Source organism: Siccibacter turicensis LMG 23730 (genome assembly GCF_000463155.2).
Taxonomy (GTDB): Bacteria; Pseudomonadota; Gammaproteobacteria; order Enterobacterales; family Enterobacteriaceae; genus Siccibacter; species Siccibacter turicensis.
This window is the reverse complement of record NZ_AWFZ01000028.1, coordinates 885,123-911,334: the sequence shown is the minus strand read 5'-3', so window position 1 is coordinate 911,334 and position 26,212 is coordinate 885,123. Positions and strand designations below refer to the sequence as shown.

Annotated in this window: 22 protein-coding genes and 1 tRNA gene; 12 read left to right on the top strand and 11 right to left on the bottom strand. The window is 60.1% G+C overall.

What is annotated here, in order from left to right; genetic code table 11:
* Positions 1-192 precede the first annotated feature (192 nt).
* Together DW58_RS08615 and DW58_RS08610 are read left to right on the top strand one after the other, a co-directional pair.
* Positions 193-269, top strand: a tRNA-Arg gene (locus tag DW58_RS08615).
* Between the two features lie 376 nt (positions 270-645).
* Positions 646-1,731, top strand: a complete 1,086-nt coding sequence (locus tag DW58_RS08610) for an acyltransferase family protein (RefSeq protein ID WP_071789247.1) — start codon at positions 646-648, stop codon at positions 1,729-1,731.
* Between the two features lie 429 nt (positions 1,732-2,160).
* On the opposite strand, the gene DW58_RS08605 is transcribed toward DW58_RS08610, so the two are convergent.
* Together DW58_RS08605 and DW58_RS08600 are read right to left on the bottom strand one after the other, a co-directional pair.
* Complete coding sequence (locus DW58_RS08605; protein ID WP_024548965.1) at positions 2,161-4,689, bottom strand: autotransporter outer membrane beta-barrel domain-containing protein; 2,529 nt, start codon at positions 4,687-4,689, stop codon at positions 2,161-2,163.
* Positions 4,690-4,977: 288 nt separating this feature from the next.
* Positions 4,978-6,219: an MDR family MFS transporter gene (locus DW58_RS08600; RefSeq protein WP_024548964.1), complete on the bottom strand. Its 1,242-nt coding sequence runs from the start codon at positions 6,217-6,219 to the stop codon at positions 4,978-4,980.
* A 276-nt stretch (positions 6,220-6,495) separates the two neighbouring features.
* On the opposite strand from DW58_RS08600, the gene eitA reads away from it, so the two are divergent.
* The 4 genes from eitA (at position 6,496) to DW58_RS08580 (ending at position 10,121) form a co-directional block, all read left to right on the top strand.
* Positions 6,496-7,500, top strand: a complete 1,005-nt coding sequence (gene eitA / locus DW58_RS08595) for a siderophore ABC transporter substrate-binding protein EitA (RefSeq protein ID WP_051195561.1) — start codon at positions 6,496-6,498, stop codon at positions 7,498-7,500.
* A complete protein-coding gene (locus DW58_RS08590; RefSeq protein ID WP_024548962.1) occupies positions 7,500-8,540 on the top strand; it encodes a FecCD family ABC transporter permease in 1,041 nt (346 codons plus the stop codon). The genes eitA and DW58_RS08590 overlap by 1 nt, the downstream gene beginning before the upstream one ends.
* On the top strand, positions 8,537-9,295 hold the full coding sequence (eitC, locus tag DW58_RS08585) for a siderophore ABC transporter ATP-binding protein EitC (protein WP_024548961.1): 759 nt from the start codon (positions 8,537-8,539) through the stop codon (positions 9,293-9,295). Before DW58_RS08590 ends, eitC begins: the two co-directional genes overlap by 4 nt.
* A 196-nt stretch (positions 9,296-9,491) precedes the next feature.
* The gene (locus tag DW58_RS08580; protein ID WP_024548960.1) at positions 9,492-10,121 is read left to right on the top strand and encodes a hypothetical protein; all 630 of its coding nucleotides are present in this window, start codon (positions 9,492-9,494) and stop codon (positions 10,119-10,121) included.
* A gap of 57 nt (positions 10,122-10,178) precedes the next feature.
* Here DW58_RS08580 and DW58_RS08575 read toward each other — a convergent pair whose 3' ends face one another.
* The 3 genes from DW58_RS08575 to DW58_RS20030 form a co-directional block, all read right to left on the bottom strand.
* On the bottom strand, positions 10,179-11,060 hold the full coding sequence (locus DW58_RS08575; protein WP_024548959.1) for a manganese catalase family protein: 882 nt from the start codon (positions 11,058-11,060) through the stop codon (positions 10,179-10,181).
* Between the two features lie 34 nt (positions 11,061-11,094).
* Positions 11,095-11,601 carry a ferritin-like domain-containing protein gene (locus tag DW58_RS08570; RefSeq protein ID WP_024548958.1) on the bottom strand — a complete coding sequence of 169 codons (507 nt, stop codon included), beginning with the start codon at positions 11,599-11,601 and terminating at the stop codon, positions 11,095-11,097.
* A gap of 289 nt (positions 11,602-11,890) precedes the next feature.
* On the bottom strand, positions 11,891-12,067 hold the full coding sequence (locus DW58_RS20030; protein ID WP_024548957.1) for a con-10 family general stress protein: 177 nt from the start codon (positions 12,065-12,067) through the stop codon (positions 11,891-11,893).
* A gap of 666 nt (positions 12,068-12,733) precedes the next feature.
* Here DW58_RS20030 and DW58_RS08565 point away from each other — a divergent pair.
* Both DW58_RS08565 and DW58_RS08560 read left to right on the top strand, forming a co-directional pair.
* Complete coding sequence (locus DW58_RS08565) at positions 12,734-13,261, top strand: fimbrial protein (RefSeq protein ID WP_024548956.1); 528 nt, start codon at positions 12,734-12,736, stop codon at positions 13,259-13,261.
* A gap of 64 nt (positions 13,262-13,325) precedes the next feature.
* Positions 13,326-13,949, top strand: coding sequence for a helix-turn-helix transcriptional regulator (locus DW58_RS08560; protein WP_024548955.1), 624 nt, complete (start codon positions 13,326-13,328; stop codon positions 13,947-13,949).
* A 66-nt stretch (positions 13,950-14,015) separates the two neighbouring features.
* On the opposite strand, the gene DW58_RS08555 is transcribed toward DW58_RS08560, so the two are convergent.
* Together DW58_RS08555 and DW58_RS08550 are read right to left on the bottom strand one after the other, a co-directional pair.
* Entirely contained in the window at positions 14,016-14,507 is a 492-nt protein-coding gene (locus tag DW58_RS08555) for a DMT family transporter (protein WP_024548954.1), read from the bottom strand.
* A 9-nt stretch (positions 14,508-14,516) separates the two neighbouring features.
* Positions 14,517-14,951, bottom strand: a complete 435-nt coding sequence (locus DW58_RS08550; protein ID WP_024548953.1) for a DMT family transporter — start codon at positions 14,949-14,951, stop codon at positions 14,517-14,519.
* A 106-nt stretch (positions 14,952-15,057) separates the two neighbouring features.
* Here DW58_RS08550 and DW58_RS08545 point away from each other — a divergent pair, with 106 nt between their 5' ends.
* Positions 15,058-15,984 carry a LysR family transcriptional regulator gene (locus DW58_RS08545; RefSeq protein ID WP_409371865.1) on the top strand — a complete coding sequence of 309 codons (927 nt, stop codon included), beginning with the start codon at positions 15,058-15,060 and terminating at the stop codon, positions 15,982-15,984.
* 3 nt (positions 15,985-15,987) lie between these two features.
* On the opposite strand, the gene DW58_RS08540 is transcribed toward DW58_RS08545, so the two are convergent.
* The 4 genes from DW58_RS08540 to DW58_RS08525 form a co-directional block, all read right to left on the bottom strand.
* Positions 15,988-16,242 (bottom strand): DUF1158 domain-containing protein, encoded by a 255-nt coding sequence (locus DW58_RS08540; RefSeq protein ID WP_024548951.1) that lies wholly within the window; start codon positions 16,240-16,242, stop codon positions 15,988-15,990.
* An 80-nt stretch (positions 16,243-16,322) separates the two neighbouring features.
* Positions 16,323-17,444, bottom strand: coding sequence for a YbdK family carboxylate-amine ligase (locus DW58_RS08535; protein WP_024548950.1), 1,122 nt, complete (start codon positions 17,442-17,444; stop codon positions 16,323-16,325).
* Positions 17,445-17,578: 134 nt separating this feature from the next.
* Complete coding sequence (gene entD / locus DW58_RS08530; RefSeq protein WP_024548949.1) at positions 17,579-18,244, bottom strand: enterobactin synthase subunit EntD; 666 nt, start codon at positions 18,242-18,244, stop codon at positions 17,579-17,581.
* Between the two features lie 36 nt (positions 18,245-18,280).
* Positions 18,281-20,554 (bottom strand): TonB-dependent siderophore receptor, encoded by a 2,274-nt coding sequence (locus DW58_RS08525; RefSeq protein ID WP_024548948.1) that lies wholly within the window; start codon positions 20,552-20,554, stop codon positions 18,281-18,283.
* A gap of 276 nt (positions 20,555-20,830) precedes the next feature.
* Between DW58_RS08525 and fes the strand changes: the two genes are divergently transcribed.
* From fes to DW58_RS08510, 3 genes are read left to right on the top strand one after another with little or no spacing between them, the layout of a single operon-like run.
* Positions 20,831-22,063 (top strand): enterochelin esterase, encoded by a 1,233-nt coding sequence (gene fes, locus DW58_RS08520; protein ID WP_029592698.1) that lies wholly within the window; start codon positions 20,831-20,833, stop codon positions 22,061-22,063.
* 17 nt (positions 22,064-22,080) lie between these two features.
* Positions 22,081-22,314, top strand: a complete 234-nt coding sequence (locus tag DW58_RS08515; RefSeq protein ID WP_024551121.1) for an MbtH family protein — start codon at positions 22,081-22,083, stop codon at positions 22,312-22,314.
* Positions 22,315-22,339: 25 nt separating this feature from the next.
* Complete coding sequence (locus tag DW58_RS08510; RefSeq protein ID WP_029696691.1) at positions 22,340-26,203, top strand: enterobactin synthase subunit F; 3,864 nt, start codon at positions 22,340-22,342, stop codon at positions 26,201-26,203.
* Positions 26,204-26,212 lie beyond the last annotated feature (9 nt).

The following is a 26,212-nucleotide window of genomic DNA, read 5'->3' as shown; positions in this document are numbered from 1 at the left end:
AGGATTCCATCTGTCATCAGGGAAAGGGGGATGGTGATATTTTGTCAGAAGCGCGCCGCGCTGTCAGTCACAGAAACGGTTTTATGGTTATTAAGCGCGCAGGCGGTGGAAAAGCCATTGACTCGACAGGCCCTGACCGTATAATTCCACGCGTTTCGCCCTCCCTGAGCCGGGCGAAATCCTTTCTGTCACGCGCCCTTAGCTCAGTCGGATAGAGCAACGGCCTTCTAAGCCGTGGGTCGCAGGTTCGAATCCTGCAGGGCGCGCCATGTGATATCTGATTTTACATCCTCTTCACCCTGACTGATTATCTGCCCGGAATCCCAGGACTCATATTGAATCTGATTGCGTTATGTGTTCGGTCAGGTGCAAGGTGATTTTACGGCGACGTGTCTGGCCAGACTCCAGATGTACATTTTCTGAAGAACCTTAACGCTACGTCTCCATGTGTTTGTCGGCGAGCGAAATCGCAAATCCAGCATTAGCACTTTTAAGATCTTACTTTTACTTTTCGCCTGCACACCCCAGCCGCCTGTCTTGCTAATTACATTTGACAGACATCCTTCAGCGCGTAACGAAACGAATGATCTTTATCTATGAATAAGCTATAGATGTATCATTATCGATAATGTTTCCGGTGAAAATTTGAACAGAAATGCGGCCATAGATGTGTCAAGAGCTTTAGCTGTGATGCTTGTCACGTTGTTCCACGTATCGCGTGGACCTTCTCTTCCCGTTTATCAAGTGGGGGACGTTAATCTATTTGGATTTATGGCAAATGGATGGGTCGGCGTTGGGATTTTCTTTATCATTTCTGGATATTGTATGGGAATGTCGACTGAAAGAGATTTTTCAGGCGGAATGACTTTATCAAATTATGCAAGATATTCATTTAAAAGAATGTTGAGGATAATCCCTCCTTATTATATATCGATCGCTATATGGGTGTTAATAATTGATGTTTACCATATTGCACCGAAGGCTACAGCATTCCGGGATATCATTACGCATGTAACCTTCACCCATAACCTTTTTCAGGATACATTTTTTAACATTTCAGGTGTGTTCTGGTCTATAGGGGTGGAAATGCAATTTTATCTTCTGCTTCCTTTTATTATTCTGCTGTGCCGAGGAACGGTTTCATTTTTGATGGTTTTATTGGTATGCCTTGGTGCTTCGATTGCGACGTACTACAGCAATCTTGGAATAGTATATAAGTGGGGGTTGTTGAATTATTTGGTTCTTTTTGTATATGGGTGGGGTATTTATAAGTATAAATCTTCGCTTTTGTATTTTATAAACAAGACCAAAGCCATTTACATTGCGACTCCTGCTTTTCTTTTATTGCTAAGCGTTAACGTTGAGAGTGGTAACCAACAAAAAATGTATGAGATGGGGATAGCGATAATCTATGGCGTGATTATGTTAAAGTTGAGTGATGTTATTCCAGAAGAGAACAGATCAAAGTTGCTTTATGTTCTTCTTTTGATAGGGCAGGCATCGTTTTCAATATATCTCTATAATTATATTTACCACTTTGTTATGCCCCGTACTCCATCGCCGTTTTCGATCGCCTTTATGTTTACAGGCGTTCTCGGTTTTGGCGTTATTATGTATCTGTTGGTTGAGGTTAATACCGAAAAAATGCGCGCGAAGTTGTTCAAAAACAAAAGAGTGCCAAGTGGCGCCAGACTGGATGGGAAGTATTCGGCTACTGTTACTGACAAGTAGCAGTACACCCATAAAAGGAGCCCACCGTTGTGGGCTTTATAAGTGTATTATTTAATATATTGAACTCATCGTATGATGTTTAAGGCTGTAATGTACCATGCCTACAAGCACAGGCATGAGAAGGTAATAGAATAATTATCAGTTCGTGAAGGGCTCAACCTCTTGATTAAAAAGGATTGTCCTGCTAGACGACTAGTTTTATGTTCTTTGTAAGATTAATTATGTATTGGTCAACGTGTTATAAAATATTAATGATTGGGCCTCAGGTTTGTTGGCCTGAATAGCGAACCCAAACTTTATTTTTATCGCAATGCCTCACACGATACTAAAAATACGCGGCGTCGACCTCTTTACGACGCCGCTACTGCGCCCCGGCACTGTCGACGTCAGGCCGCGGCACGCTCCCCATTACCACCCCTTCACCCATCCTCAAAAATCAAAGCTCAGCCCGGCCTGCAGGCTGACGCTGTTGTCCACGTCTCCGGTGCCGGTATAGATGCCGCTGGTGAAGTAGAGATCCCTGGTGATGACCAGGTTAGCGCCAGCACCGAACATCCCCATTTTCTGGTTATGACCTGAGGTGACGGCGTAATCGGCGGCGGTGAGAGAGGTATTATCGTTAAACTCGGTGACGTAGCGGGCGTCGAGCCAGGGCAGCACGCGGATTTTTGCCAGGTTAACCTCCAGCTCTCCGGTGACGCGCACGCCGCCGCCGGTATGCCAGGAGGCGGTTTTGTTTTTTGCCATGTCGATGCGGCCGCTGGAGAATTTGTCGCTGTTCACCTCGTTCCAGCCCAGCAGCACATAGGGCTGGATCAGCGCAGCGCCCGCGTTGACGTTAAAGCCGGTGCGGGCCTCCACATCGTACATATTGCCGTCATAGGTGCCGTTCAGCGCCTCTTTAATGCCGGTGGTGGTGGTGGGCAGATTGTGTACCCTGAGCGAATAGCGGATCTCTCCGGCACTGACGCTGCCGTCGGCAAACAGGCTCAGGCCATCATCATTTAGCGGCTGCTGCCAGCCGCCGTACAGGCTGTAAAAGTCGCCGTAGACCGCATTATTGAAGTTGCCCTGGTTGTCGCTGTCGCTGACACGATTACGCACCCAGGCCAGCGCAAAGCCACCGGTCAGCATGTCGCCATTGTCCAGCAGATGGCTCCAGTCCACCCCAATCTGGGCGCCCTGCAGGTTGCTGTGATAGTCGGCATCGTCAGTAAAGTCACCGGTCTGATAGAGATAATCTCCCCAGACGTGAGCGCCTTCGCTCACGCCGTTGAGAAGAAAGCTGCTGCGCAGTTTGTCGAGACGGCTGGCGAGATCGGCGCTCACCGACTGGCCTGCCTGCTTCGCGCCATCCAGCCCGGCTATCGCGCCCCGGACGTCATGCGCAAGGCCACTGTGCCGCTGGACAACGACGATCTCCGCCCCGTTGGTTGCGTTATTCATTGGCACGGTGGTGGCGAGCAGATCGTAGTTCCATGCCCCTGATCGCGCGGCAGCCTGCTGCTGGCCGTTGGCGAACTGATAGTTCACCGTGCCGCGCGACAGATCGTTAAAGGAGCCGACGATGAAGTGGCCCTCCTGGCTCTGCGGCCCCATCTCGCTGATGATGAGCGAGTTAACGCCCGTCACCGCGCCGGTGACAATCACCATGCTGTCGGTGCTGAGCGTCAGCCGGGCGTCGGACATGGTCTGGCCAATCAGCAGCGAGCGGTTCATCAGGCTGTACGCCGTCCCGCTGCCGATATGGGGCGTGACGATGGTGTTATCCTGGGTGGCATGGACGGTGCTGATATTGAGGATCGCGCCGTCGATGGCGCTTTTACCGTCCAGCAGAAGGCTGTTTTTCCCCGCACCGCCGTCGAGCGAACCCTTTACCTCGGCGCCCCCAATCACCGCCATACTGTCGTTCCCGGAACCGGTTATCACATCCCCGGTGAGCGTGGTGCCATCGCTGATAACGATCGTGCTATTCCCGGTAGTGGTGGCGGCGTCGATGCTGCCGTTGATCAGGCTGCTGCCCGCCTCAATCCTGGCGCTGCCTGCCCCGGCGAGCACCAGATCGCCGTTCAGCGTGCTGTTTTTCATCGTGACCTGATTGGCACCTGTTCGGTTCAGCAGTCCTGCGTCGCCCGTCACCGTGGCGTTGGTGAGGGTCAGCCGGTTGGTTTGCGTGCCTGCCAGGCCCAGCGCAACCGCATCTAAGGCGGCGGGCGAGGCGGGAAGCGAAATACCCGTTGCGCTGACATAGCTGTCAAACGCGCCGGCAACCGGGCTTTGCGTGGCATCGAGTCGGGCGTTGGTAAGCGTAACCGTACTGTTGGCATTTTTGCTCAGGGCATAGATCGAGCCCTTATCCAGGGTACTGCCGTCGAGGTTAACGCTTTGCGCCCCCGCGCCGCCGGTAATAATACTGCCGTGAAGCTGGCTGCCGTTGACCGCGCTGACGCTGTGCGCGCCGCGATCGGCCTGGTCGATGAAGACGGTGGCGCCCTTCATATAGGCTTTGTCGCCCACGGCGGAGCGGTAGCCCACGCTGTCGTTTTCCCCAAGTAAGCGGGCGTTATCGAGGGTAATCGAGATAGTGGTCTCGGCACCGCTGTTGCCGCCTTCAATCATATCGGTGCTGGCACCCTTATTGAGGGTGATAGCTGCCGTACCGTTCTGGCTCGCCTGAATGTATTTCCCGGTCATATCGGTGCCGGAGACGGTTAGGGACTGGGTATCGTTCTGCTGGCGCGTGTCCATATAAATGGTGGCGTCAGAGGTGGGGTCGTTGAGAAATCCACTTCCGCTCGGCCGATCAAAATAGAGGTCCTGCCCGTTATAGGGCGACAGACCGCAGGTTGCCGTGGGGGAAGAGGGGCAACCGGCCGCACTGACGCTGAACGCCGCGCCTGTCATCAGGGCGAGGGCAGAAAGCGGAAACAACGGGGCAAGCTTACTTGTGATTATCATGGCCTGGCTCCAGTGGCAAAACGTGCAGGGACGCGCCCGGCTTATGAATGGGAAAGCAAGCCGGAAGAGAATGACTGACTGGATTAAGGGTACGTGGCATCCGGCAGGAAAAGAGGGCGGCGGGTGAGGCGGTGAGGATTTGTGTGGCGCAATGAGAAAAGGTTACGGCTCGTTATCGCCCCGGGGTAAGTACCGGCGCGACGGGCCATGATGGTGAGGCGAAATGAGGCGGCGCTTCACTTGCGCGTGACACGCGCGGGCCGCAGCGAAGCGGCCTCGCCAGCCGCGCTACGCCGCGCGGTGTGCCTGGAACGGACGGCAGATCACCGTCATGGCGATGGCGCTGCACAGCGGCACGATCCCCAGCAGCACCCAGGCCATGGAGGCCTGAGGCGACGGCGTCAACGCGCGATCGAGCTGGCCGCCCAGCAGCAGATTGCCCACCAGCACTGCGATCCCGCCCATCGACGAGAGCGCCCCGTAGTGCGCGCCGAGATTGCGATCCCCGGCGAAGCGGGGGACCAGATCCATCCCCACCGGCACGATCAGCATCTGGCCAAGCGTCAGCAGGGTGACCATCAGCATGGCAGGCGCGAGGCGCGTGATGCCCGACGGCGGGGGCGTGGCGGCAAACAGCGCGACGCTGAAAAAGGCGCAGGCCAGCAGAAAAAAGCCGAGCGGCAGAATGCGCGCCGCGCCCGCCCGGCGGGCAAGCCGGGCCAGCGGAAGTTGCAGGACGATAATCAGCAGCGAGGCGAGCACGAACAGCGGGCCTAAGTCCTTCTCGCTGCTGCCGGAGCGGCTCAGCTCCACCGGCAGGGCCAGGTAGAGCTGGTTATAGCTGAACAGGTAGGCGCTCCAGGCCACGATAAACGCCACAAAGCGCGGCTGATGGAAGGTTGTCCACCAGGGGGTGATATGCAGTTCGCCCTGCCGACGGGCGGTCTGCGGCAGGCTGAAAAACAGGATAATCAGGGCGATAACAAACACCCCGGCCCCGGCGAGCGCCGCGCGCTGGAAGCCAAAACCGGCCAGCAGCGACCCCAGCACCGGGCCGAGCACCGCGCCCAGTTCACCGCACACCGCAAACAGCGCAAACCACTCCGAGCGCGTGCGTTTGCCGGCGCGCTCGCTTTCACCGCCGGCTTTGGCCAGCAGCGCTTCAATCGCCGGGGAGAACAGCGCTCCGCCGACGCCGGTCAGGCAGGCACCGAGCACGATAGGCCACAGGGTGTCGCCCAGCGCCAGCAGCAGGTAGCCGCTGATGCGGACCACGCAGCCGCAGAGGATGATGGCCCGGGCGCCGAAGCGATCCGCCAGCGCGCCGCCCACCAGAAACATGCCCTGCTGAGAAAAGGTGCGCATCCCCACGATAAGCCCCACCGCCCAGCCGGAGAGCAGCATGTCATCGCGCAGAAAGATCGCCAGAAACGGCACCACCGCGTAGAAGCCAATATTGAATACCAGCTGGCTGCCCAGCAGCAGGGGCGGATAGAGCCGCGTTGAGCGGCGGGCGGACAAAAATGACATGCGCAATCCACAGGGTCAAAAAAAACAGACGGCTACTATGCCCGCAAGCGATGAGGCGCGCAATTGGCGGACGGCGCTCCCGCTGATAGTTTGATAATGGAATAGTTAGCCTGCAAAACTATCCGCGTTGACTTTGCCGGAACCGCCCGGTATAAAACCGACTGTTTAAGAATGATTAGCATTTACACCTGCAAGCGGCGCGCCGTCTGATGTGAACGCGAGGCGGCGTTTTCTGACGAAGCAGGGGCACAACAACGATAAAAAACAGGGTTGATGATGGGAAAGGTTAAACAGATTTTATGGGCGCTGGGGCTGCTCGGTATGACCGGTAGCGCGCTCGCCACGCAGTATCCGCTGACCATTGAAAACTGCGGGGCGCAGGTCACCTTCGAGAAGAGCCCGCAGCGGATGGTGGCGCTGGGGCAGAACACCGCGGAAATCATGTTGCTGCTCGGCCTGCAGGACAAAATGGTTGCCAGCGCCTTCTGGCCGACCCGGGTACTACCCGAACTCGCGGCGCGAAACGAGCAGGTGAAGGTACTGACCGTGGAGATCCCGACGCTGGAATCGATCCTGGCGCAGGACCCGGATTTTGTCGCCGCCCAGCTTCCGCTGCTGCTCGGCCCTGATAGCAAAGTCGCCAAACGCGAAGATTTCGCCGCCGTTGGCATCAACAGCTACCTCTCCCCTGGCGTGTGCGCTACGAAGAAAAATACCGGAGATATCTACGGCAGCCGCAGCCAGCTGTGGGATATGTCGCTGCTCTATAAAGAGATCGACGATCTGGCGAAAATCTTCGACGTTGAAGCGCGCGGTACGGCGTTGATCGCCGACTTCAAAGCCCGTGAAAACGCACTGCGCACCAGCTTCGGCAAGAACAAGCGCGACCTGTCGTTCCTGTTCTGGTTCTCCAGCGCCTCGCCATCCGCCGATGCCTATCTCGGCGGTAAAAACAGCGCGTCCGGTTTCATTGCCCACCTGCTGGGCGGCCATAACGCCATCGATTCCGACAGCGAGTGGCCAACCGTTGGGTGGGAAAGCATTATCGCCGCCAATCCTGACGTGATTGTGGTGTCGAGCCTCGATCGCAACCGCTGGAAGCTCGACAGCGCCGAGGAAAAAATTCGCTTCCTGAAGAGCGACCCGGCGGTCAGCCAGCTTGAGGCGGTGAAAAAAGGGCATATCGTGGTCATGGACGGTCAGGCGATGAACCCGACTATCCGTACGCTCTACGGTGCTGAGCAGGTGGCAAAACAGCTTGAGACGCTGGGGCTGAACTGATGACCGCCCTGGTACAGAGTCCGACACGCAGCGTGCAGCATCTGGCGCTGTTTATTGCCTCCGTGGCGCTTCTGCTGCTGGTGATCGCGATCGGGGTAGGGGTGGGCGAGCTGACCATTCCGCTCAGAACCACCTTTTTTGCCGTGACCAATAAGCTTGGCCTGACGGCGCAGCCGTTGAATCGCATCCATGAAACCGTGATCTGGGACTTCCGCCTGAGCCGTGCACTGGTGGCAGCCTGCTGCGGCGCCGGGCTGGCGATCTGCGGCGCGGTGCTGCAGAGCCTGCTGAAAAACGCGCTGGCTGAACCCTACGTACTGGGCGTCTCCGCCGGGGCCTCGACCGGCGCCGTTGCGGTGGTGGTGCTGGGCATCGGTACCGGGGCGGTATCGCTCTCCGCCGGGGCCTTTACCGGCGCGTTTGCTGCCTTTGCCTTCGTCGCGCTGTTGACCAACGGCGCACGCGGCGGCAACGAGCGCACTATTCTGGCCGGGGTCGCGGCGTCGCAGCTCTTTAATGCCATTACCGCCTGGACCATCAGCACCTCCGCCAGCGCGCAGCAGGCGCGGGACGTTATGTTCTGGCTGCTGGGCAGCTTTAGCGGCGTGCGCTGGCCGGAGTTTCAGCTGGTGCTGAGCGTGGTGCTGGTTGGCCTGGCGGTCTGCCTCTGGTATGCCAAAGCGCTGGATGCCTTTACCTTCGGCGACGACGCTGCGGCCTCGCTGGGCATTCCGGTGGGCTACGTCAGGCTGATTCTGTTTACCGTTACGGCGCTGATGACCGCGGCGATCGTCAGCATGGCGGGCTCCATCGGTTTCGTCGGGCTGGTGGTCCCGCACGTGATGCGCTATTTCTTTGGGCCGCTGCACCGCACGCTGCTTATCGCCTGCGCCATGATGGGGGCCATTCTGATGGTGCTGGCGGATATCGCCGCGCGTACCGCCATCGCGCCGCAAAGCCTGCCGGTAGGGGTGGTCACCGCCCTGGTAGGGGTGCCGTTCTTTGCCGCGATCCTCTATCGTGGACGGAGGCCGCAATGAGTATTCACGCTGAAAATATTACCTGGCGCGTCGGTAAAAAAGTCATCGTCGATAACGTCTCACTTTGCGCCGCGGAAGGGCAAACCCTGGGGCTGCTTGGCCCGAACGGGTCGGGGAAGTCGTCGCTGCTGCGTATTCTCGCCGGGCTGCGTCGCCCCCACGCCGGACGGGTGCTGCTTGACGGTCAGCCGATGGCCGGCATTGCCAAAAAGCAGGTGGCGAGGCGAGTGGCGTTTGTCGAGCAGCATGCCGGTACCGACGCCGACATCCGGGTGCGTGACGTGGTGAAGCTCGGGCGTATTCCGCACCACTCGCCGCTCTCCTCCTGGACCGCGGCGGATGACCGCATCGTCAACGACGCGCTCAACCGCGTTGAGATGTTGGATCGCAGTGAACAGGGGTGGCTCAGCCTGTCGGGTGGGGAACGCCAGCGGGTGCATATTGCCCGTGCGCTGGCCCAGGCCCCCTCCGAGATCCTGCTGGATGAACCGACCAACCACCTCGATATTCATCATCAGATTCAATTAATGCGGCTTATCAGCGACCTGCCGGTGACCAGCATCGTGGCGCTCCACGATCTTAACCATGCGGCGATGTTTTGCGATGCGTTGATTGTCATGCAGAAGGGAACCGTGGTGGCGAGCGGTACTCCGGATGAGGTGCTGACCGAAGCGCTGCTGCGGGAGGTATTTAAGGTCGAGACGCGGATCGAGACCTCGGCCTGGCACGGGAAAAAGCATATTCACTTCATCTGATCTCAACCGGGCCTGTCGGTGGTGGGAACCAACAGGCTCGGTGCAGCGCACCGCCTCATTCACAGATTGTGCTTTCTTGTATGCAAAATGCTAATAAATTAACTTTTCCTTAAGAATAAGCACACGCAACGTTAAGTCGGCGACCTGTCGATGCCATACCCTGAGCCGCCTGATATTTCAATTGGCATTATTCTGTATGAAGCTTGATACCCATCTCACCCCCGTTACGGCTGGTCTGATTGTCCTTGCCGTGCTCTTTCCATATGCGGCCGATCTCCATCTCGCGTTATTTAACGGCGGGCTGGTGCAGGTTATTGAAGACGCTCAGGCGCTGTGGCTACTGTTCGGTGCGGCCTTCACGCTGTGCTACGCCTTCTCCTCCGGTCTGCCGGCGCGCTCGCGGACTTTCTGGCTGTGGGCCGTTGTCTGGTGGGTGGTGCTGTTTGGACGCAGCATCAGCTGGGGCCGCGACTACTTCCCGGATGAGCCTAAGATCGTGTTCCGTGGCATCTCGGTGGTGCTGATCGGTACCCTGGTGCTGATGCCGGTCTTCTCCCGCGTGCTGCGCCAGGAAGTTATGCGCCGTCTGCGCAGCGAGACCCTGCCGGTCTGGACCGCAGCGCTGGTGGTGGTGGCGTTTTTGATCTCCGATACCGTAGAGCACCATCGTCTGCTGGCGCCGCTGTTTTTACACCAGCCGCAGTATCAGGATTTGATTGAAGAGCTGTACGAGATCCCGTTTATGGTGGGGCTGTTTACCCTGACGGCAGGCATGTTACGGCGTGAAAAACGCAGCGTGGCTACCGCGCTCGCCGCCGCGCACTGATCGGCACCCATAAAAAAAGCCCGCGCAGCTGCGCGGGCTTTTTTTTGCGTCAGGGCGTTAGCCTTTTCGCTCGTGGGGCTCACCGATACCCAGATCGACACCGGTAATCGGGTCGATAGCGGTATCAGATTTGGTGCGATCGGCCATCGCTTTCAGCATCGCCATCTGTTCAGATGACAGGTTCACTGAGGCAGAGCCGTCGCCGCCATCCACCGCTGGCTGCGGATCGGCAACGTATTTAAAGTGCTCGTCGCTGTTCCAGCTACCGCGGATGTCATCCCCCTGCGACATGTTGTAGTACGTGTTAGCGTACTCTTCAACCGGTGGCAGTTTGCCCGCAGGGAAGTTGTTGCGAATCGAGTAGAGCGCCTTCTCAAAGGAGAGCTGGTGCGCCACTTCACGAGTCATCAGGAAGCTCAGTGCATCCTTCACGCCTGGATCGTCAGTCACATTGATAAGACGCTCATAGATGATTTTTGCACGCGCTTCGGCGGCAATGTTAGAGCGCAGATCGGCGGTCACTTCGCCGATGGTATCAATGTAGGCTGCCGTCCACGGCACGCCGCCGGAGTTGGTCAGCGGCGGCCCACCACCGTACAGCAGGGAGGTGATGTGGCTGTCGTTACCATTGTTACTCAGGGAGCGGTACAGCTCCGCTTCGCTTTCGGTCCCTTCCGCCAGCGCGCCTTTTGCCCCTTTGTTCAGCATCCCTACCAGGGTGCCGATGATCTCAAGGTGGCTCAGCTCTTCGGTGGCGATATCCATCAGCATCGCTTTACGGCCCGGATCGTCGTCGCCGAGACCCTGGGTGAAGTAGCGGCAGGCGGCGGCCAGCTCGCCCTGAGGGCCACCGAACTGCTCAAGCAGCAGGTTAGCCAGGCCCGGATTGGGTTCTGCAACCCGCACCGTATATTGAAGTTGTTTTACGTGTCGAAACATAGGCTCTCCTTAGAGAAGAAAATCGGCGGTCGGGTTATTTTTTCGCTTCTACACCCGGCGCTTCTGAGCGAGTGAGGTACTGCTGCGTCACGTCCGGCAGGTGGGTGAGTGCCCAGTCCGCCATCGCTTTTTCCTGCTCAAGGATCTGCTTAAACGCTGCTACGCCTTCGAGGTCGCCCACTTTTTCGGCGGCGGCGATCAGGGAGGTGTAGCACCCGATTTCGAACTGCTCGAACACGTAGCTACTGATAGCACCCTTCACGATTTCATCGGAAGTGAACATGCCGCCAATGGACTGACCAAAGGCCGACATTTTCCCCATGGTGTCTTTCATCATGGAGTGAGAAACATTGTTGCGCTCTAAAACCTGCTCCAGAATCTGGAGTTGACCTTTGGTCTCGTCGAGGTGCTGCTGAATACGGGCTTTCAAATCAGGGTAGTTATCAATACGACCCGCCATTGATTCGAGCATGGATTCAGCCTGCTTTTCCATAGCGTGGGCATCGCGTAACCAGTCATGGTAATGTTCTTCGTAGGTCATTATATTGCCTCCCGGAATACATCATTTACAAATAATAAATACAGCATAATTATCTGGTCTATCGCGAGATAAACCGGATGACTCGGCTGTAAAGTCAAATGGTCCTTCATGGGCGATAAAATAGCGACCATGAGAAGGATGATGAAATTAATATGGCTGAGGTGTCCATAACTAATTCTTCAATAACTCTGCGGACTACACTGCGCCCGCAGAGTAATTACCTCTGCATGTGGATGCAGAAATAATATCTAACGTTGCCAGGAATAAATTAATTGTACGGCATCAGAAATCAGGATTTTTTACCGCCGCCATGGCTGTTTTTTCCACCTTTGCTGCCTGCTTCAGAGGCGCGCTCAGGATCGTTTTTGAAGTTACCGCCGCTCTGCTGGCCGCCTTTGCGACCTGCCTCGGAAGCTTTCTGCTTATCATCAGCAAAATTACCGGAACCACCACGTTGTTGAGCCATAATACTGTCCTCACTTTGGGTTAGTTTACCGCTAAATATGACGTCACTCATATTTCGTTGTTGCGTTAATAAATCTAGCTCATCCCCCTGAGACGTCAAATAGCCGTGATACAGGAATCAGGCTGTACGGGGAATATTTACGCTTCGCTTGTTGTCAAATATTTTTACCGAGCGGCGGAGAATCAATGAGTTAATTTGAAAGATGCGCAAAAATCAGCCGTTAAATTGTGAGAATAGTCCTGGAGGGTTTTCTTATAACGAAGCGGTGTTTTGCCCCGTACAGCGCCAAAAATAGCCTCTACGCGCTGCGCTTAAAAAGGCGCGTAGTCCCGCACACAAACGCATAAACCAGAACGCGCCGAGATAATCTGACCGCCATTATTTCGTTGCCGTTGCGTTTCGCCATCAAGACGATAATTCGACGCAGCGGCAATCCAAATCTGGACTACTAATCGATTGAAGCTTCCGGCTGCAAAACGTAAATTTCGCCCACCGCAGCCGGGAGATCCGTGCGTTCAGGTAAATACCTTTATCCCACCGGGCGATACACCGATCTTTTTTATCGCGGCGTAGCGCTGCTCGTTCGCCGTGTCTGTACCTGAAAGTGAACCTGCAGCAGCACACACCCTTGGCTGGCGGACGATTCATATACTCAGGAATGGAACCATGAAAAAACAGTTTATCTTCGCAGCTATTGCGATGACGGCCGCAGGCGGGGAATACACGCATGCGGCAGACGGTACGGTGAACTTTACCGGCTCGATTGTCGATCAGGCATGTGTGGTCGACATTGGCACCAATGACACCATGACGGTTGATTTAGGCAACGTAGCAAAGTCATCTTTCACCGCCTCGGGCGACGAATCACCGGAAACCAAATTTACCCTTACGTTGAAAAGCTGCCCGGAAACGATCACCTCCGCTCGGGTGAAATTCGACGGCCTCAATGATGCGACCAATTCATCGCTGCTGGCGCTCACGCCAGAACAGGGGGTGGCAAAAGGGATCGCCATTACGCTGCGCACTGCGGATAAAGCGGGACTGGGGCTGAACGCCGTCAGCGACTACAGCTACCCGCTTGTCTCAACCGGAGAAAACACCCTCGACTTCTATTCTGCCTATCGCTCGACGTCCGATACGGTTGTCGCCGGCAAGGCCAACGCGGTTGCCACCTTTACCATGGATTACAACTGATCGCCTTTCAGGCCGGTCGGGGCCAGGCTCCGGCTGGCTTCTTCTCCTTATCAGGAAGATAAATATGATCAATATCGTTATTGAAGAGCGCGATCGTTATTTTGCCAGCGGGCTGGAGAGCGCCTTTTCGCAGCTGTTTATGGCTAAATATTGCCGCGCACCCGCTTTTTTCCATGAGGTGAATAACAGCACGATGCCCGAAATGGATATTATCGTGCTCTCTATTAATACTGGCGATAATGTCGACTGCCTGTGGCCTGCCCTGGCACTGCGCAAAACCCGCAGCCTGATTATCGGTTTTTATGAAAAAACGATGCCGGTACGGGTCAAAAAGCCGCTGTTTTGTCTGAGTAAAGTGCTGTGGCTCGATAAGCGATGCACTATCAACGAGCTGGCGCTAAAAGTGATTCAGGCGTGGCGTGAAACGCTGGTCGGAAACGGGGAAGTGGCGATGCGCGACTGCGCGCGCTGTAGCCGGCTTAAATTAACCGAACAGCAGCGCCGCATTGCCTGGTATATGCTCCACGGTTTCAGCATCGCTGAGATTGCAGCCGAGATGAAAATTAATAGTAAGACCGTCAGCGTCCATAAATATTTCATGATGGATAAGCTCAGCCTGCACAGCAACCAGCAGTTTCTGGCGTTCCTACACCGTAAAAATCGCATAAGCACTATTTCGCTGGAGTAACCGTTGGCGAGGGGAGTGGAGAGGAGAAGAGCGCCACGGCGTGAATCCCTTCACACCGTGTCCGGTTTAGCGCGGCGCGTTGGCCGTGCTGCCGTCCGTCTCTTCGGTCGGGTTGGCTGACACGCTGCCCGAATAGATAAAGTACAGGGCGATGCCCAGGCACACTACCGCGGCCAGTCGGGTCGGGGAGAAGGGGATAGCCGGGTTGTTGAGCCAGCCGAAGTTATCAATCAGCATACTCATGGTCAGCTGACCAAAAATGACCGCGACCGTCGCCACCGCGGTGCCGATACGCTGCACCGCCAGCACCATAATCACGATGTAGGGCACGCCAAACAGGGCGCCGATAAGCTGCCACTTCGGCACGTCGAACAGCGTGAGCGTCTGCTTAGGCTCGAAGAAGACGATCAGCAGGGCCGTCACCAGCGCGCCAACCGAAAAGGTGAGGAACGCGCTGCGAAATACGCCGACTTTGCTGCCAAGCTGGCCGTTAATCGCGGCCTGGATGCTCAGCAAGGCGCCGCCCGCCACGGCCAGAATAATCATTATCAGGGACATCGTTTCTCCTTAGCTCATCGCCACCAGCGCGAGGGCAATGATGATAAAAATCAGGGCATAGACGCGACGCGCATCAATCTTGCGGTGCGGCGTGCCGAACAGCCCGAAGTGGTCAATGATCAGGCTCTTGAAAACCTGGCCCGCCAGAATGCCGATCATCGTCATCGCGACCCCGATGACCGGCGTGGCGAGTGTCAGGACGATCACGTAGCCGGCGCCCAGAATACCGCCGGTGAGCTGCCAGCCCGGCTGGGCGAACAGCGACGGCGCGTTGCGCGGGCTGAAAAACAGCATCAGTAAAAACGTCAGGGCGGCACCCACGCCGAAGATGCTGAAGGTGGCCCAGAGATCCCCCACCTGTTGACCCAGCGGCCCCAGCAGGCCCGCTTCTATGGATAACCCCATCCCACCGGCAATGACCAGCACCAGTAATAACGCCCGCATAGATATGTACTCATGATTGAAAGAGGAGCGGCAGCATAAAGCAGGTGATTGCCCGGAAAAACGATATAATCCAGGAAACACCTTTGCAGGAATTGCATTAATGCCGATGACCGACGCCATCTCTATGCGGGCGCTCCGCTTCTTTCTCGCGGTTTTCGAAACCCAAAGCTTTTCAGTCGTGGCGCGACGCGAAGGGGTATCCGCCTCAATGATTTCGCGCACCATTCATCAGCTGGAAGATGCGCTCGGACAGCAGCTGTTCTACCGCAATACCCGGGCGGTAATCGCCACCGAAGCGGGGAGGCTGTTTGTGGAGTACGCCCGGGCCATCAGCGAACAGCTGGGCCAGGCACAGGAGGAGCTGCAAAACCGCGCCAGCGAGCCGGCAGGGCTGGTTCGCATCAACGCCCCGGTGTTTTTCGGCCAGCGCCATATCGCACCGGGGCTGACCGCGCTGGCGGCGCGCTATCCGCAGCTGCGCATTGAGCTGACCCTCACCGACGACTATATCGACCCGCATCGCGACCCCGCCGACGTGGTATTCCGCATTGGTACGCTAAGCGATGCCTCGTGGCACGCCCGGGTATTCGGCACGCAGCGCTACTATCTGGCCGCGTCGCAGGCCTATCTGGCGCAGCAGGGGACGCCGACCACGCCGCAGGCGCTGCATCACCACAGCTGTCTGGTGTACCGCGGCTCGTCCGGGCCGAACCGCTGGCTGTTCAGGCATCAGGACGACGAGTGGGTGCACCATCCGGTTCCGGCGCGGCTGGCGTCGAACAACGCCATGACGCTTCTGACCGCCGCGCTGGATGGAATGGGCATCGTGTTATTTCCCGACTGGCTTATCAGCGAACGGCTGGCCAGCGGCGAGCTGGTGCGGCTGTTGCCCGACTGGGAAGCGGCGATCAACCCTGAGCCCCAGCATATTGCCGCCCTTTATCCCCACGCGCGGCATCCGCCGCTGAACGTCAGGGCGGTGATTGATTACTATCTGGAAAGATTCGGGACGCCGCTCTACTGGCAGCAGTAGGTCTTAACTATCGCGCTCAAGGGAGAACCAGCGCTTCCAGACAAAACGGATCGCGGCATATTCGATAACGCCCAGCAGCAGGAACCAGAGGCAGAACAGGATGGTGTACAGCTGATTGAGATCCAGCAGGTGAAAACGCGTCATCAGCGACTGGGCCAGCTCAATACCCAGCGATGGCGCGGGCAGAAGCAGGCAGGAGAGAAACGCCAGCAGCAAAATGCCGCCTGCGGTCATCAGGGATTCAAGAGGGTGTTTCATCGGACGCTCGCTGCGATAAAAAGGGGCATTGTCCGGGATATGGCCGGGCAGTGCAACCGCCCGGCCCCGCTATCCGGCCGTTACAGCGGCGACGCCCAGGCCTCGCACTGACGGCGCACCAGCTCCGTCAGCGACCCGCCGTCGGCGATAAAGTGGCGCATACGCTGCGCTTCGTTTTCCCCACGCGCCAGCCAGCGATGGATCTCCTCCAGCGCGCTGCCGGCGTGCAGCTTGTCGGCATAGGGCTGAATGCGATCGAGCAGCCTTTCGAGATCGGCCTTGATCGGCGTCTGTTTCCCGCTGTGCACATCGGTCAACACGCCCTCCAGCCCGAAACGGCAGGCCTGAAAACGGTTAAATTTGTAGAGCAGGTAGTCGCGCTCCTGATGCTGGAACGGGCGCTCGGCCAGCAGCCAGTGGGCCATCGCCTGAATAAAACCGGCAATGTTCACCGCGTGGGCCAGCGTCAGCGGGGTATCCATCACCCGCACTTCCACGGTACCGAAGCCGGGGCTGGGGCGCACATCCCAGTGCAGATCCTTGATGGAGGTGATCATCCCGGTGCTGGCCAGGCGGCGGTACAGCCCCTCGAACTCCTGCCAGTTTGCGGTCCAGGGCGCGTGGCCGTTATCCGGGAAGGCGGAAAAGATGTTCAGGCGCGACGAGGCAAAGCTGGTGTCCGACCCCTGCATATAGGGCGAGGAGGCCGAGAGCGCAATCAGATGCGGGACGTAGCGTGACAGCCCGTGCAGCAGATAGATGGCGTCGTCGCCGTTGCTGCAGCCAACGTGAACGTGCTGCCCGAACACCGTGGCCTGCTTCACCAGATAGCCGTATAGCTCCAGGGTGTGGTTATAGCGCTCGTTGCTGCACACCTCCTGCCGCTGCCAGGTCTGAAACGGGTGGGTGCCGCCGCCGCAGATTTGCAGGTGGTGCTTGTCGGCGGCCTGCAGAATCGCCTGCTGCAAACCGGCAAACTGCAGCTCAACCTGCGCGATGTCGTGGCAGACGTCGGTGGCCATCTCCAGCATGCTTTCCGTAATGTCGTGTTTGACTTCGCCCGCGGTGACCTGATGTCTGGCTTCGTCGATAAGCGTGGAGGAGTCCTGACTGAGGTCGTAACCGGGTGGATTAACCACCTGCAGTTCCAGCTCGACGCCGAGCGTAAAGGGATCAGAGAGATGAAAAGGAGTCAGGGACATAGGCTGCTCATCACAATATGGGTGTCAGATAAGTATAGCGGCGGCGAATGAGGCGGGTTTGAGAATCCTGAAAATGCGATCGCCAGCAGGTGAAAACGGTTGCCGGGTGGAGGAACGTGCCCTGGGGGTAGCCGTTACGCGCGGATCAGCGTCACGACCCGACCGGACTCACACAGCGTGTGGGCGGTAAAGGTCATGGCGGCGGGGTAGGGGCCGAGACGGGCCGCCAGACGCAGCGTTATATGTCGGCTATCCAGCGCCGTCACCTGCGCGGCTTCAAAACCAAATCCCTCACCAACCCGTGGAAACAGGGCTTTGAACAGGCTCTCTTTGGCGGAAAACGCCAGCGTCAGCGCCAGCGGGAAGGGCAGACCGCTGGCGGCAAGCGCGCGGCGTTCCGCGGCGGTGACCGTCTCATCGGCAATCTCGCGCGCGGTCGCTTCATCAAGCGGCGTTTCGCAGTCGATACCCAGGGCGTGAAGCGCGTCGGTCTGGCGCACCGCCACCGCCAGCGCGGTACAGCCGGCGTGGGTGATGCTGCCGATAAACCCGCTCGGCCACAGCGGTTCCCGGTGCGTCCCGATGCCGGGCACGCCGTGCTCCGCGCCGGCCTCACGCAGCGCCAGCCCGGCGGCAAGGCGTCCGGCCAGATGCTCCGCCTGACGCGAAGCGACGGCCCTGGCCAGCAGCGCGGCATGGGGCAGCGCCTGCATATCGGCAGGGGTGAGGCTGTGCGGGATGAAATCGAGACGCTGCACCGGCAGACCGGCGAGCAAAAAGCGTGAGTATGTGGTATCCATCGTTAAAAAACCCTCCCCGGGGGGAGGGGTAGCCTATCAGAACTGGGTGTTGATGCCCATATACCAGGTACGACCGGACTCGTTGTAGGTCGCCGCGCCGGCCCCGTACATATAAGAGCCCGTTTTGGCGTTCCCCGTGGTCTGGGCGTTCCCTTCGCGCCAGTGGCGCTTGTCGAAGACGTTATCCACGCCGCCGGTCAGGCTGACGTTTTTGGTCACGTCCCAGGTCGCGCTCAGGCCAACCAGGCTGTATGGACTCACTTCCTGGGTTTCCGGCCCGGTCGCCGGCTGGCCCTTATAGTTGTACTTCTTCGGCTGCTGCTTGCCGTACCAGGTGAAGGTCGACTGCAGGGAGAGATCCTGACGCACCTGCCAGCTCAGGGTCGAGTTCAGCGTGTACTGCGGAATGATCGACAGACGGTCGCCGGTTTCCTTGTTCTTACTCTGCAACATCCAGGTCAGGTTGTTGGTCCAGGTGACGGTATCGCTCACCGGCACGTTCAGCGTACCTTCCAGCCCTTCCACCACCGCTTTCGGCACGTTTTCCCACTGGTAGATATCGGTACCCAGACGGCCGTTGGGGATCCAGTTGGTGACGCTGTAGCCCGATTCAATCTTGTTGCGGTAGTCGTTGCGGAACCAGGTCACCCCGGCCAGCCAGCCGTCGCGCTTGAACTCCAGGCCAATTTCTTTGTTGATGCTGGTTTCCGGTTTCAGATCGTCGTTACCCATCAAGTAGCAGCCAACGTCGCTGGCGCTGGCGTAGCAGCCCTGGCCGCGGCTGTAGAGGATGTAGTTCGGGTTGGTCTGATAGAGGCTCGGCGCTTTATAGGCCCGGGCGATACCCATTTTCAGCGTAATGTCATCGCTCAGCCCCTGGGAGAGGTTCAGCGACGGGCTCCAGTTGTTGCCCACCACGCTATGGTGATCGAAGCGCAGGGCCGGCGTCAGAATGGTGCTGTCGGTCAGCTCCATGTTGTCTTCGGCAAACAGCGAGAAGATCTCGGCTTTTGAATAGGGGCTGCGCGCGGAATCGCTGTAGCCAGGGATAAGCCCGCCACCGGTGTTGCCGGTCAGCGTCTGGCTGTTGGAGAGCAGATCCTTCAGGCGCTGCTGGTTCCATTCGGTGCCAAGCGTCAGCGTCTGGTTCACCAGCAGATCGAGCGGCAGGCTGATTTCGCTGTGCAGCATGACGTCGGAGAGATCGCTGTCGACGAACTTCTGGGAAGCTTTCGGATCGAAAATCCCTTCGGTACCGCCCGCCAGGCCTTCCGGCATGCGGGAGTTGCGGGTGTGTTCGTACTGCGCCCAGCTGCTGGTGCTCACGCCGTTATCCCAGCCGCCGTTCCAGGTAAGGGCCCAGGTCTGGCGATAGAGGCGGTTGGTCTCTTCCCCGTATTTGTCCTTCACCAGGTCATTGGTGTTGGTGTTCTGGGTGTCCCCCGCGTAGAGGTTGCCCTGGCGGCTGTAGCCCGCTTCAAACTCCAGGGACTGCATCGGCGCGAAGTCCCAGCGCAGCTGGCCGTTGATGTCCTTGTCGATCACCCCTTCACGGCCTGCCGGCATGGTGTCGGCATAGGTGCCGGTACGCAGCGACTCGTGGCCTGCGTTGATGTTGCGCCCGTCGGCCTGGGTTTTATCCAGGTTGCCGAACAGGCGGAAGCTGACGTCGCCGCCCAGCGGGCCGGTGAGGCTGAAGTTGGTGCGCTTGGTCGCGCCTTCCTCTTTATGCTCCGGGGCGTTGAAGTAGCTGTTCCACGATCCGTGCCACTCGTTGCTGCTTTTTTTGGTGATGATGTTCACCACACCGCCCGCCGCGCCGTTGCCGTAGCGCGCCGCCGCCGGGCCACGCAGCACGTCGATGCGTTCGATCATCTCCGGCGGCACCCAGCCGGTGTCGCCGCGGGTATCGCGCTCGCCGCGCCAGCCCAGACGCACCGAGTTGCGGCTGGTGACCGGTTTACCGTCCACCAGAATCAGGGTGTTTTCCGGGCCCATGCCGCGAATATCGATCTGGCGGTTGTTGCCGCGCTGGCCGCTGCTGGAGTTGCCGGTCAGGTTGACGCCCGGCATGGTGCGGATAATCTCCGACACGTCGCGCGCCGGCATGTTTTTACGGATTTCATCGGCGGTAATGGTCGATACCCCCGGCGCCTGCAGGTTCTGCTCGGCGGCGGTCACCACCATCGTTTCTTCAGGCGTTTTTTCCGCGCTGTCCGTGGTGGACGCGGCGGCACAGACCGGCGCGGCCGCGCCGAGGATCCCCAGATGTACCATCATCGCCAGGGAGTACTGCACTTTTTTATTCATTATGATTTCCTGCTTTCCCGTCCGCATTTCCCTTGTCATCCAGCCCCAGAGGGAGGAAACGCGGCATGCCAGTCCACCGTGTCAGCACCCGGTAACGCCCGCAAACCGCACGGCGACCGCAGCAGCACTAAAGGTGGGTGAGTGAAACACGTTACGTGCTGCGCTTCCCACAGCGCGCCAATACGCTATTGCAAATACGAATAATTATCAATAATATTATCGTCGTTTTCCGAATGACCAACGATTTCTACACGTAAAACATGGGGTTATAGGGCGTTGAATCAGCTGACAACGGGAAGTGAAGCCTGGTGGCAGGCGCGGCAGGAACAGGGCGGGCCGAGCGTGGTCCGGCGAGACGACGGCGACTGTCAGGTCACCTTCTGGTGGCGCGACCCGCAGGGCGATGAGCGTACCTCCCCGGTACAGCGCGTCTGGCTGCACATCACCGGCGTGACCGACCACCACAATCTCTCGACGCCGCAAACGCTGCGCCGCCTGCCGGGCACCGATGTCTGGCGCTGGGAAACGGTGCTGCCCTCCGCCTGGCGCGGCAGCTACTGTCTGATGCCTGTCGTCAACACCGATGATTTTCCGCCGTCGGTGTTCAGCCCGCAGGGGCCGGATCGCGCCGGGCTGCGTACCGGCTGGAGCCGCCTGCTGTCCCAGGCGATTGCCGACCCGCTCAACCCGCACAGCTGGCGGGGCGGACGCGGGCACGCGGTGTCGGCCCTGCATCTCCCCGACGCGCCACCCCAGCCTGGCTGGGACGGCCCGGACGAACCCTTTACCCCACCGCAGTGCATCACCTGGCGCAGCGCCCGGCTTGGCAATGAGCGCCGGGTGTGGATCTACACCACCGGCAATGATAACGCCGCCGACCGCCCGCTGGCGCTGCTGCTTGACGGCCAGTTCTGGGCCGAGAGCATGCCGGTCTGGCCTGCGCTGGCCCGGCTTACCCGCCAGGGCAAACTGCCCCCCGCCGTCTACGTACTGGTCGATGCCATCGACACGGTGCACCGTGGCCATGAGCTGCCCTGCAACCCGGCGTTCTGGCAGGCGCTGTTCGACGAGCTGCTGCCTGAGGTCCGCGCCGTGGCGCCCTGGCAGGACGATCCCGCCCGCACCCTGGTGGCCGGGCAGAGCTTTGGCGGCCTGGCCGCGCTCTACGCTGCGCTGCGCTACCCCGATCGTATCGGGTGCGTTATCAGCCAGTCCGGCTCGTTCTGGTGGCCCGACCGCGAGCAGGGCGCCCAGGGTGGGGTGCTGGTTCAGCAGCTGCGCAGCGGCGAGCTGACCTGGCGCGCGCCGCGCGTCTGGCTTGAGGCCGGTGTGCGCGAACCGCTGATCCACGCGGCGAACACCGCGCTCTGTTCTCTGCTTCAGCAGGCGCAGCCGCCGGTTATCTGGCGGGAGGTGGACGGCGGACACGACGCATTGTGCTGGCGCGGCGGCCTGACGGAAGGGCTTATCGCCCTCTGGGGCAAGCAGCCGGCAGCGCAGGGCACCTGATTCGACAGGAGTATGGTATGGAACCGAGTAATCCCTTCGACGATCCCCAGGGACGCTTCTTTATTCTGGCTAACGCCCGCCAGCAGTTCAGCCTCTGGCCTGAACGCTGCGCGCTGCCCGACGGCTGGCAGCAGGTGTGCGACCCGCAGCCGCAGGAGGCGTGCTTCCGCTGGCTGGAACAGCACCGGGAGCGCCTGCAACCGGGCCGCTTTGTAACGCATCAACAGCAAAAAGGGACTGGCAGTGAGTGAACAGAGATCGAATCGCGGCGTGCTGATGCCGCTGGTGGCGGCCCAGCCGGGGATCTGGATGGCGGATAAGCTAAGCCGTCAGCCCAACGCCTGGAGCGTGGCGCACTACGTGGAACTGCACGGCGACCTTGACGGCCCGCTGCTGGCCCGCGCTATCGCCGCCGGTCTTGAAGAGGTCGATACCCTGCGGATGCGTTTTGTCGAGCAGGACGCCGAGGCGTGGCAGTGGCACGATCCGACCCTGACCTTTGCGCCCCCGCCGGTTATCGATCTTCGCGACTGCGCCGACCCGCAGCAGGCCGCCCACGCGCGAATGCAGGCGGATCTCGATCGCGATCTGCGTCTGGAGAGCGGGCAGCCGCTCTGGCACCACGCCCTGCTGCGCCTTGGGGAGCAGCACTGGTTCTGGTATCAGCGCTATCACCATGTGGCGGTGGATGGCTTCAGCTTCCCGGCCATTACCCGGCGTATTGCCGCGATCTACACCGCCTGGCGTCAGGGCGAGGTGCCGGCCCCGACGCCGTTTACTCCGTTCAGCGAGGTGGTGGAGGAGTACCAGCGCTACCAGACCTCCGAAACCTGCGCCCGCGATGCCGCGTTCTGGCGCGAGCAGCTTACCCGGCTGCCCGACGCCGCCACGCTCTCAGGCGAGCCGCTGACCGGCGATCTCTCCACCACCGCCTTGCACCGCTACCACATCCGGCTTGAAACCGCGGACCTCACCCGTCTGGTGGCGCAGGGCAACGGACAGACGCTGGCCGAGATGGCGCTGGCGCTGGCCGCGGTATGGCTGGGCCGGCTCAGTGGACGCCGCGCCTTCAGCGCCGGGTTTATCTTTATGCGCCGCATCGGCTCCAGCGCGCTGTGCGCCACCGGACCGGTGCTCAACGTGCTGCCGCTCGGCGTGCAGATTGAGGCTGACGCGACCCTGCCGCAGCTCGCGGCTCAGCTCAGCGCCCAGCTGAAAAAAATGCGTCGCCATCAGCGTTACGATGCCGAGCAGATCCTGCGCGACGCCGGGCGCGTGACCGGCGACCAGCCGCTGTATGGCCCGGTGATCAACCTGAAAATGTTTGATTACCAGCTCGATCTGGACGGCGTGGAGGGCATCACCCACACCCTCGCCACCGGGCCGGTGAAGGATCTGGAGATCGCGCTGCTGCCGGATGAGCAGGGCGGTCTGGTGGTGGAGCTGCTGGCGAACGCCGGACGCTACGACGCCCGCCAGCTGGCACAACATCTGGCCCGGCTGCCGCTGCTGCTGCGCCAGTTCGCCGACCGGCCCGACATGCGCTGCGTCGAGGCCGCGCTGCTCCACCCCGAAGAGCAGGATTTGCTGGCCCAGGTGAACGACACGGCGATGATGCTGCCCACGGAGACGCTGAGCAGCCTGATCGTCAGACAGGCCGCCCTGACGCCGGATGCCCCGGCGCTGGCGGATGCGCATTATCAGTTCAGCTATGCCGGGATGCGCGCTCAGGTGCAGGCTCTGGCGGCGGCATTGACGCAGCGCGGCGTGCAGCCAGGGGATATCGTCGCCGTGGCGCTGCCGCGCTCGGTGTTTCTGTCGCTGGCGCTGCAGGCGATTGTCGAGGTAGGGGCCGCCTGGCTACCGCTCGACACCGGCTATCCCGACGAGCGCTTGCGCATGATGCTGGAGGACGCCGCGCCGCGACTGCTGATTACCGAACCGTCCCAGGCCGCGCGCTTCGACGGCCAGCCGATGCTCCACTTCACCGCGCCGCTGCCGCCGGTGACGGCGGTTCAGCCGGTGGCGTCGCAGCCGGACCATACCGCCTATGTGATCTTCACCTCCGGCTCCACCGGGCGTCCGAAAGGGGTGATGGTAGGGCAGGCCGCCATCGTTAACCGCCTGCTGTGGATGCAGAACCACTACCCGCTGAACGGGGATGACGTGGTGTTGCAGAAGACGCCGTGCAGCTTTGACGTGTCGGTCTGGGAGTTCTTCTGGCCGTTTATCACCGGCGCGCAGCTGGTGATGGCCCCGCCGGAAGCGCACCGGGACCCGCAGGCGCTTCAGCAGCTGTTTGCCCGCTACCGGGTTACCACCACGCACTTTGTGCCCTCGATGCTGGCGGCCTTTGTCGCGGCGCTTGGGACGCCGGAGGCGACCGCCAGCTGTGCCTCGCTGCGTCGCGTCTTCTGCAGCGGGGAAGCGCTGCCCACCGCACTGTGCCGCGAGTGGGAGCAGCTCACCGCGGTACCGCTGCACAACCTTTATGGCCCGACCGAGGCAGCGGTGGACGTCAGCTGGTATCCCGCCTTCGGGCCGGAGCTGGCGGCGGTGCGCGGCAGCAGCGTGCCGATTGGCTTCCCGGTCTGGAACACCGGGCTGCACATTCTTGACGACGCCATGCGTCCGGTGCCGCCGGGCATCGCCGGCGATCTGTACCTCACCGGCGTCCAGCTGGCCCAGGGCTACCTGGGGCGGCCCGATCTCACCGCCAGCCGCTTTATCGCCGATCCGTTTGCCCCGGTCGAACGCATGTACCGTACCGGCGACGTGGCGCGCTGGCTGGAAAACGGCGCGGTGGAGTATCTGGGACGCAGCGACGATCAGCTTAAAATTCGCGGTCAGCGTATTGAGCTTGGCGAGATAGATCAGGCGCTGCTCACTCTCCCCGGCGTGGCGCAGGCGGTGACCCATGCCTGCGTGCTGAATGCCGCAGCGGCCAGCGGCGGCGATGCGCGCCAGCTGGTGGGCTATCTGGTACCAGAGACCGGCGCGACCCTCGACGTGGCGGCGCTGCGCGCGCAGCTTGCCGCGCAGCTTCCGGCGCATATGGTGCCGGTGGCGCTGGTCACGCTCGACGCCTTCCCGCTCAGCGCCAACGGCAAGCTCGATCGCAACGCGCTGCCGCTGCCGCAGGCGGTCTCCCGCGCCGATGCCCGCGCGCCGCAGCCGGGGCTGGAGCAGGAGATTGCCCGGGCGTTCTCCGCGCTGCTGGGCTGCGAGATTGACGATGCCGCCGCCGACTTCTTCGCGCTTGGCGGCCACTCGCTGCTGGCGATGCGCCTGGCCGCTGGCCTGAAGCGCACCCTGAACCGGCCGGTAACGGTGGGGCAGGTGATGGTAGCGTCTACCGTGGAGAAACTCGCCGCGCTGCTGAGTGCGACGGAGAGCGAAGAGCACGCCAGCAGCGCGGGCTTTGAAGCGGTGCTACCGCTGCGCCAGAGCACCGGGCCGACGCTGTTCTGCTTCCATCCGGCCTCCGGTTTTGCCTGGCAGTTCAGCATCCTGCAACGCTACCTGGATCCGCGCTGGTCGATAACCGGTATTCAGTCGCCGCGTCCGGACGGGCCGATGATGACCTGCGCCACGCTGGATGAGGTGTGCGATGCGCATCTGGCGACGCTCAGACAGCGTCAGCCGACCGGGCCGTACTATTTGTTCGGCTACTCGCTTGGCGGGACGCTGGCCCAGGGCATTGCGGCGCGGCTGCAGGCGGCGGGTGAGCAGGTGGCGTTTCTCGGCCTGCTCGATACCTGGCCGCCGGAGTCGCAGAACTGGGCCGGGAAAAGCCCTGACCAGCGCGATCCTGAGGTGCTGGCGGAGATCGCCCGCGAGCGCGAGGCCTTTGTCGCCGCCCAACAGGGGCAGGGATCGGATCGCCTGTTCGGGACCATCGAAGGGAACTACGACGATGCGGTGCGGCTGCTCAGCACCGCGCGTAGCGCCCGCTTTGACGGAAAGGCGACGCTGTTCGTGGCCACCCATACCCTGAAGCCGGGGATGGATCCGCATACCACGTGGGCGCCGTGGATCGGCGAGCTGGAGGTCTATCCGCAGGCCTGCGCGCACGTGGACATCATCTCTCCGCAGGCGTTCGAGGCGATTGGGCCGGTGTTACGGCAGATTCTGGGATAAGGGACGTAG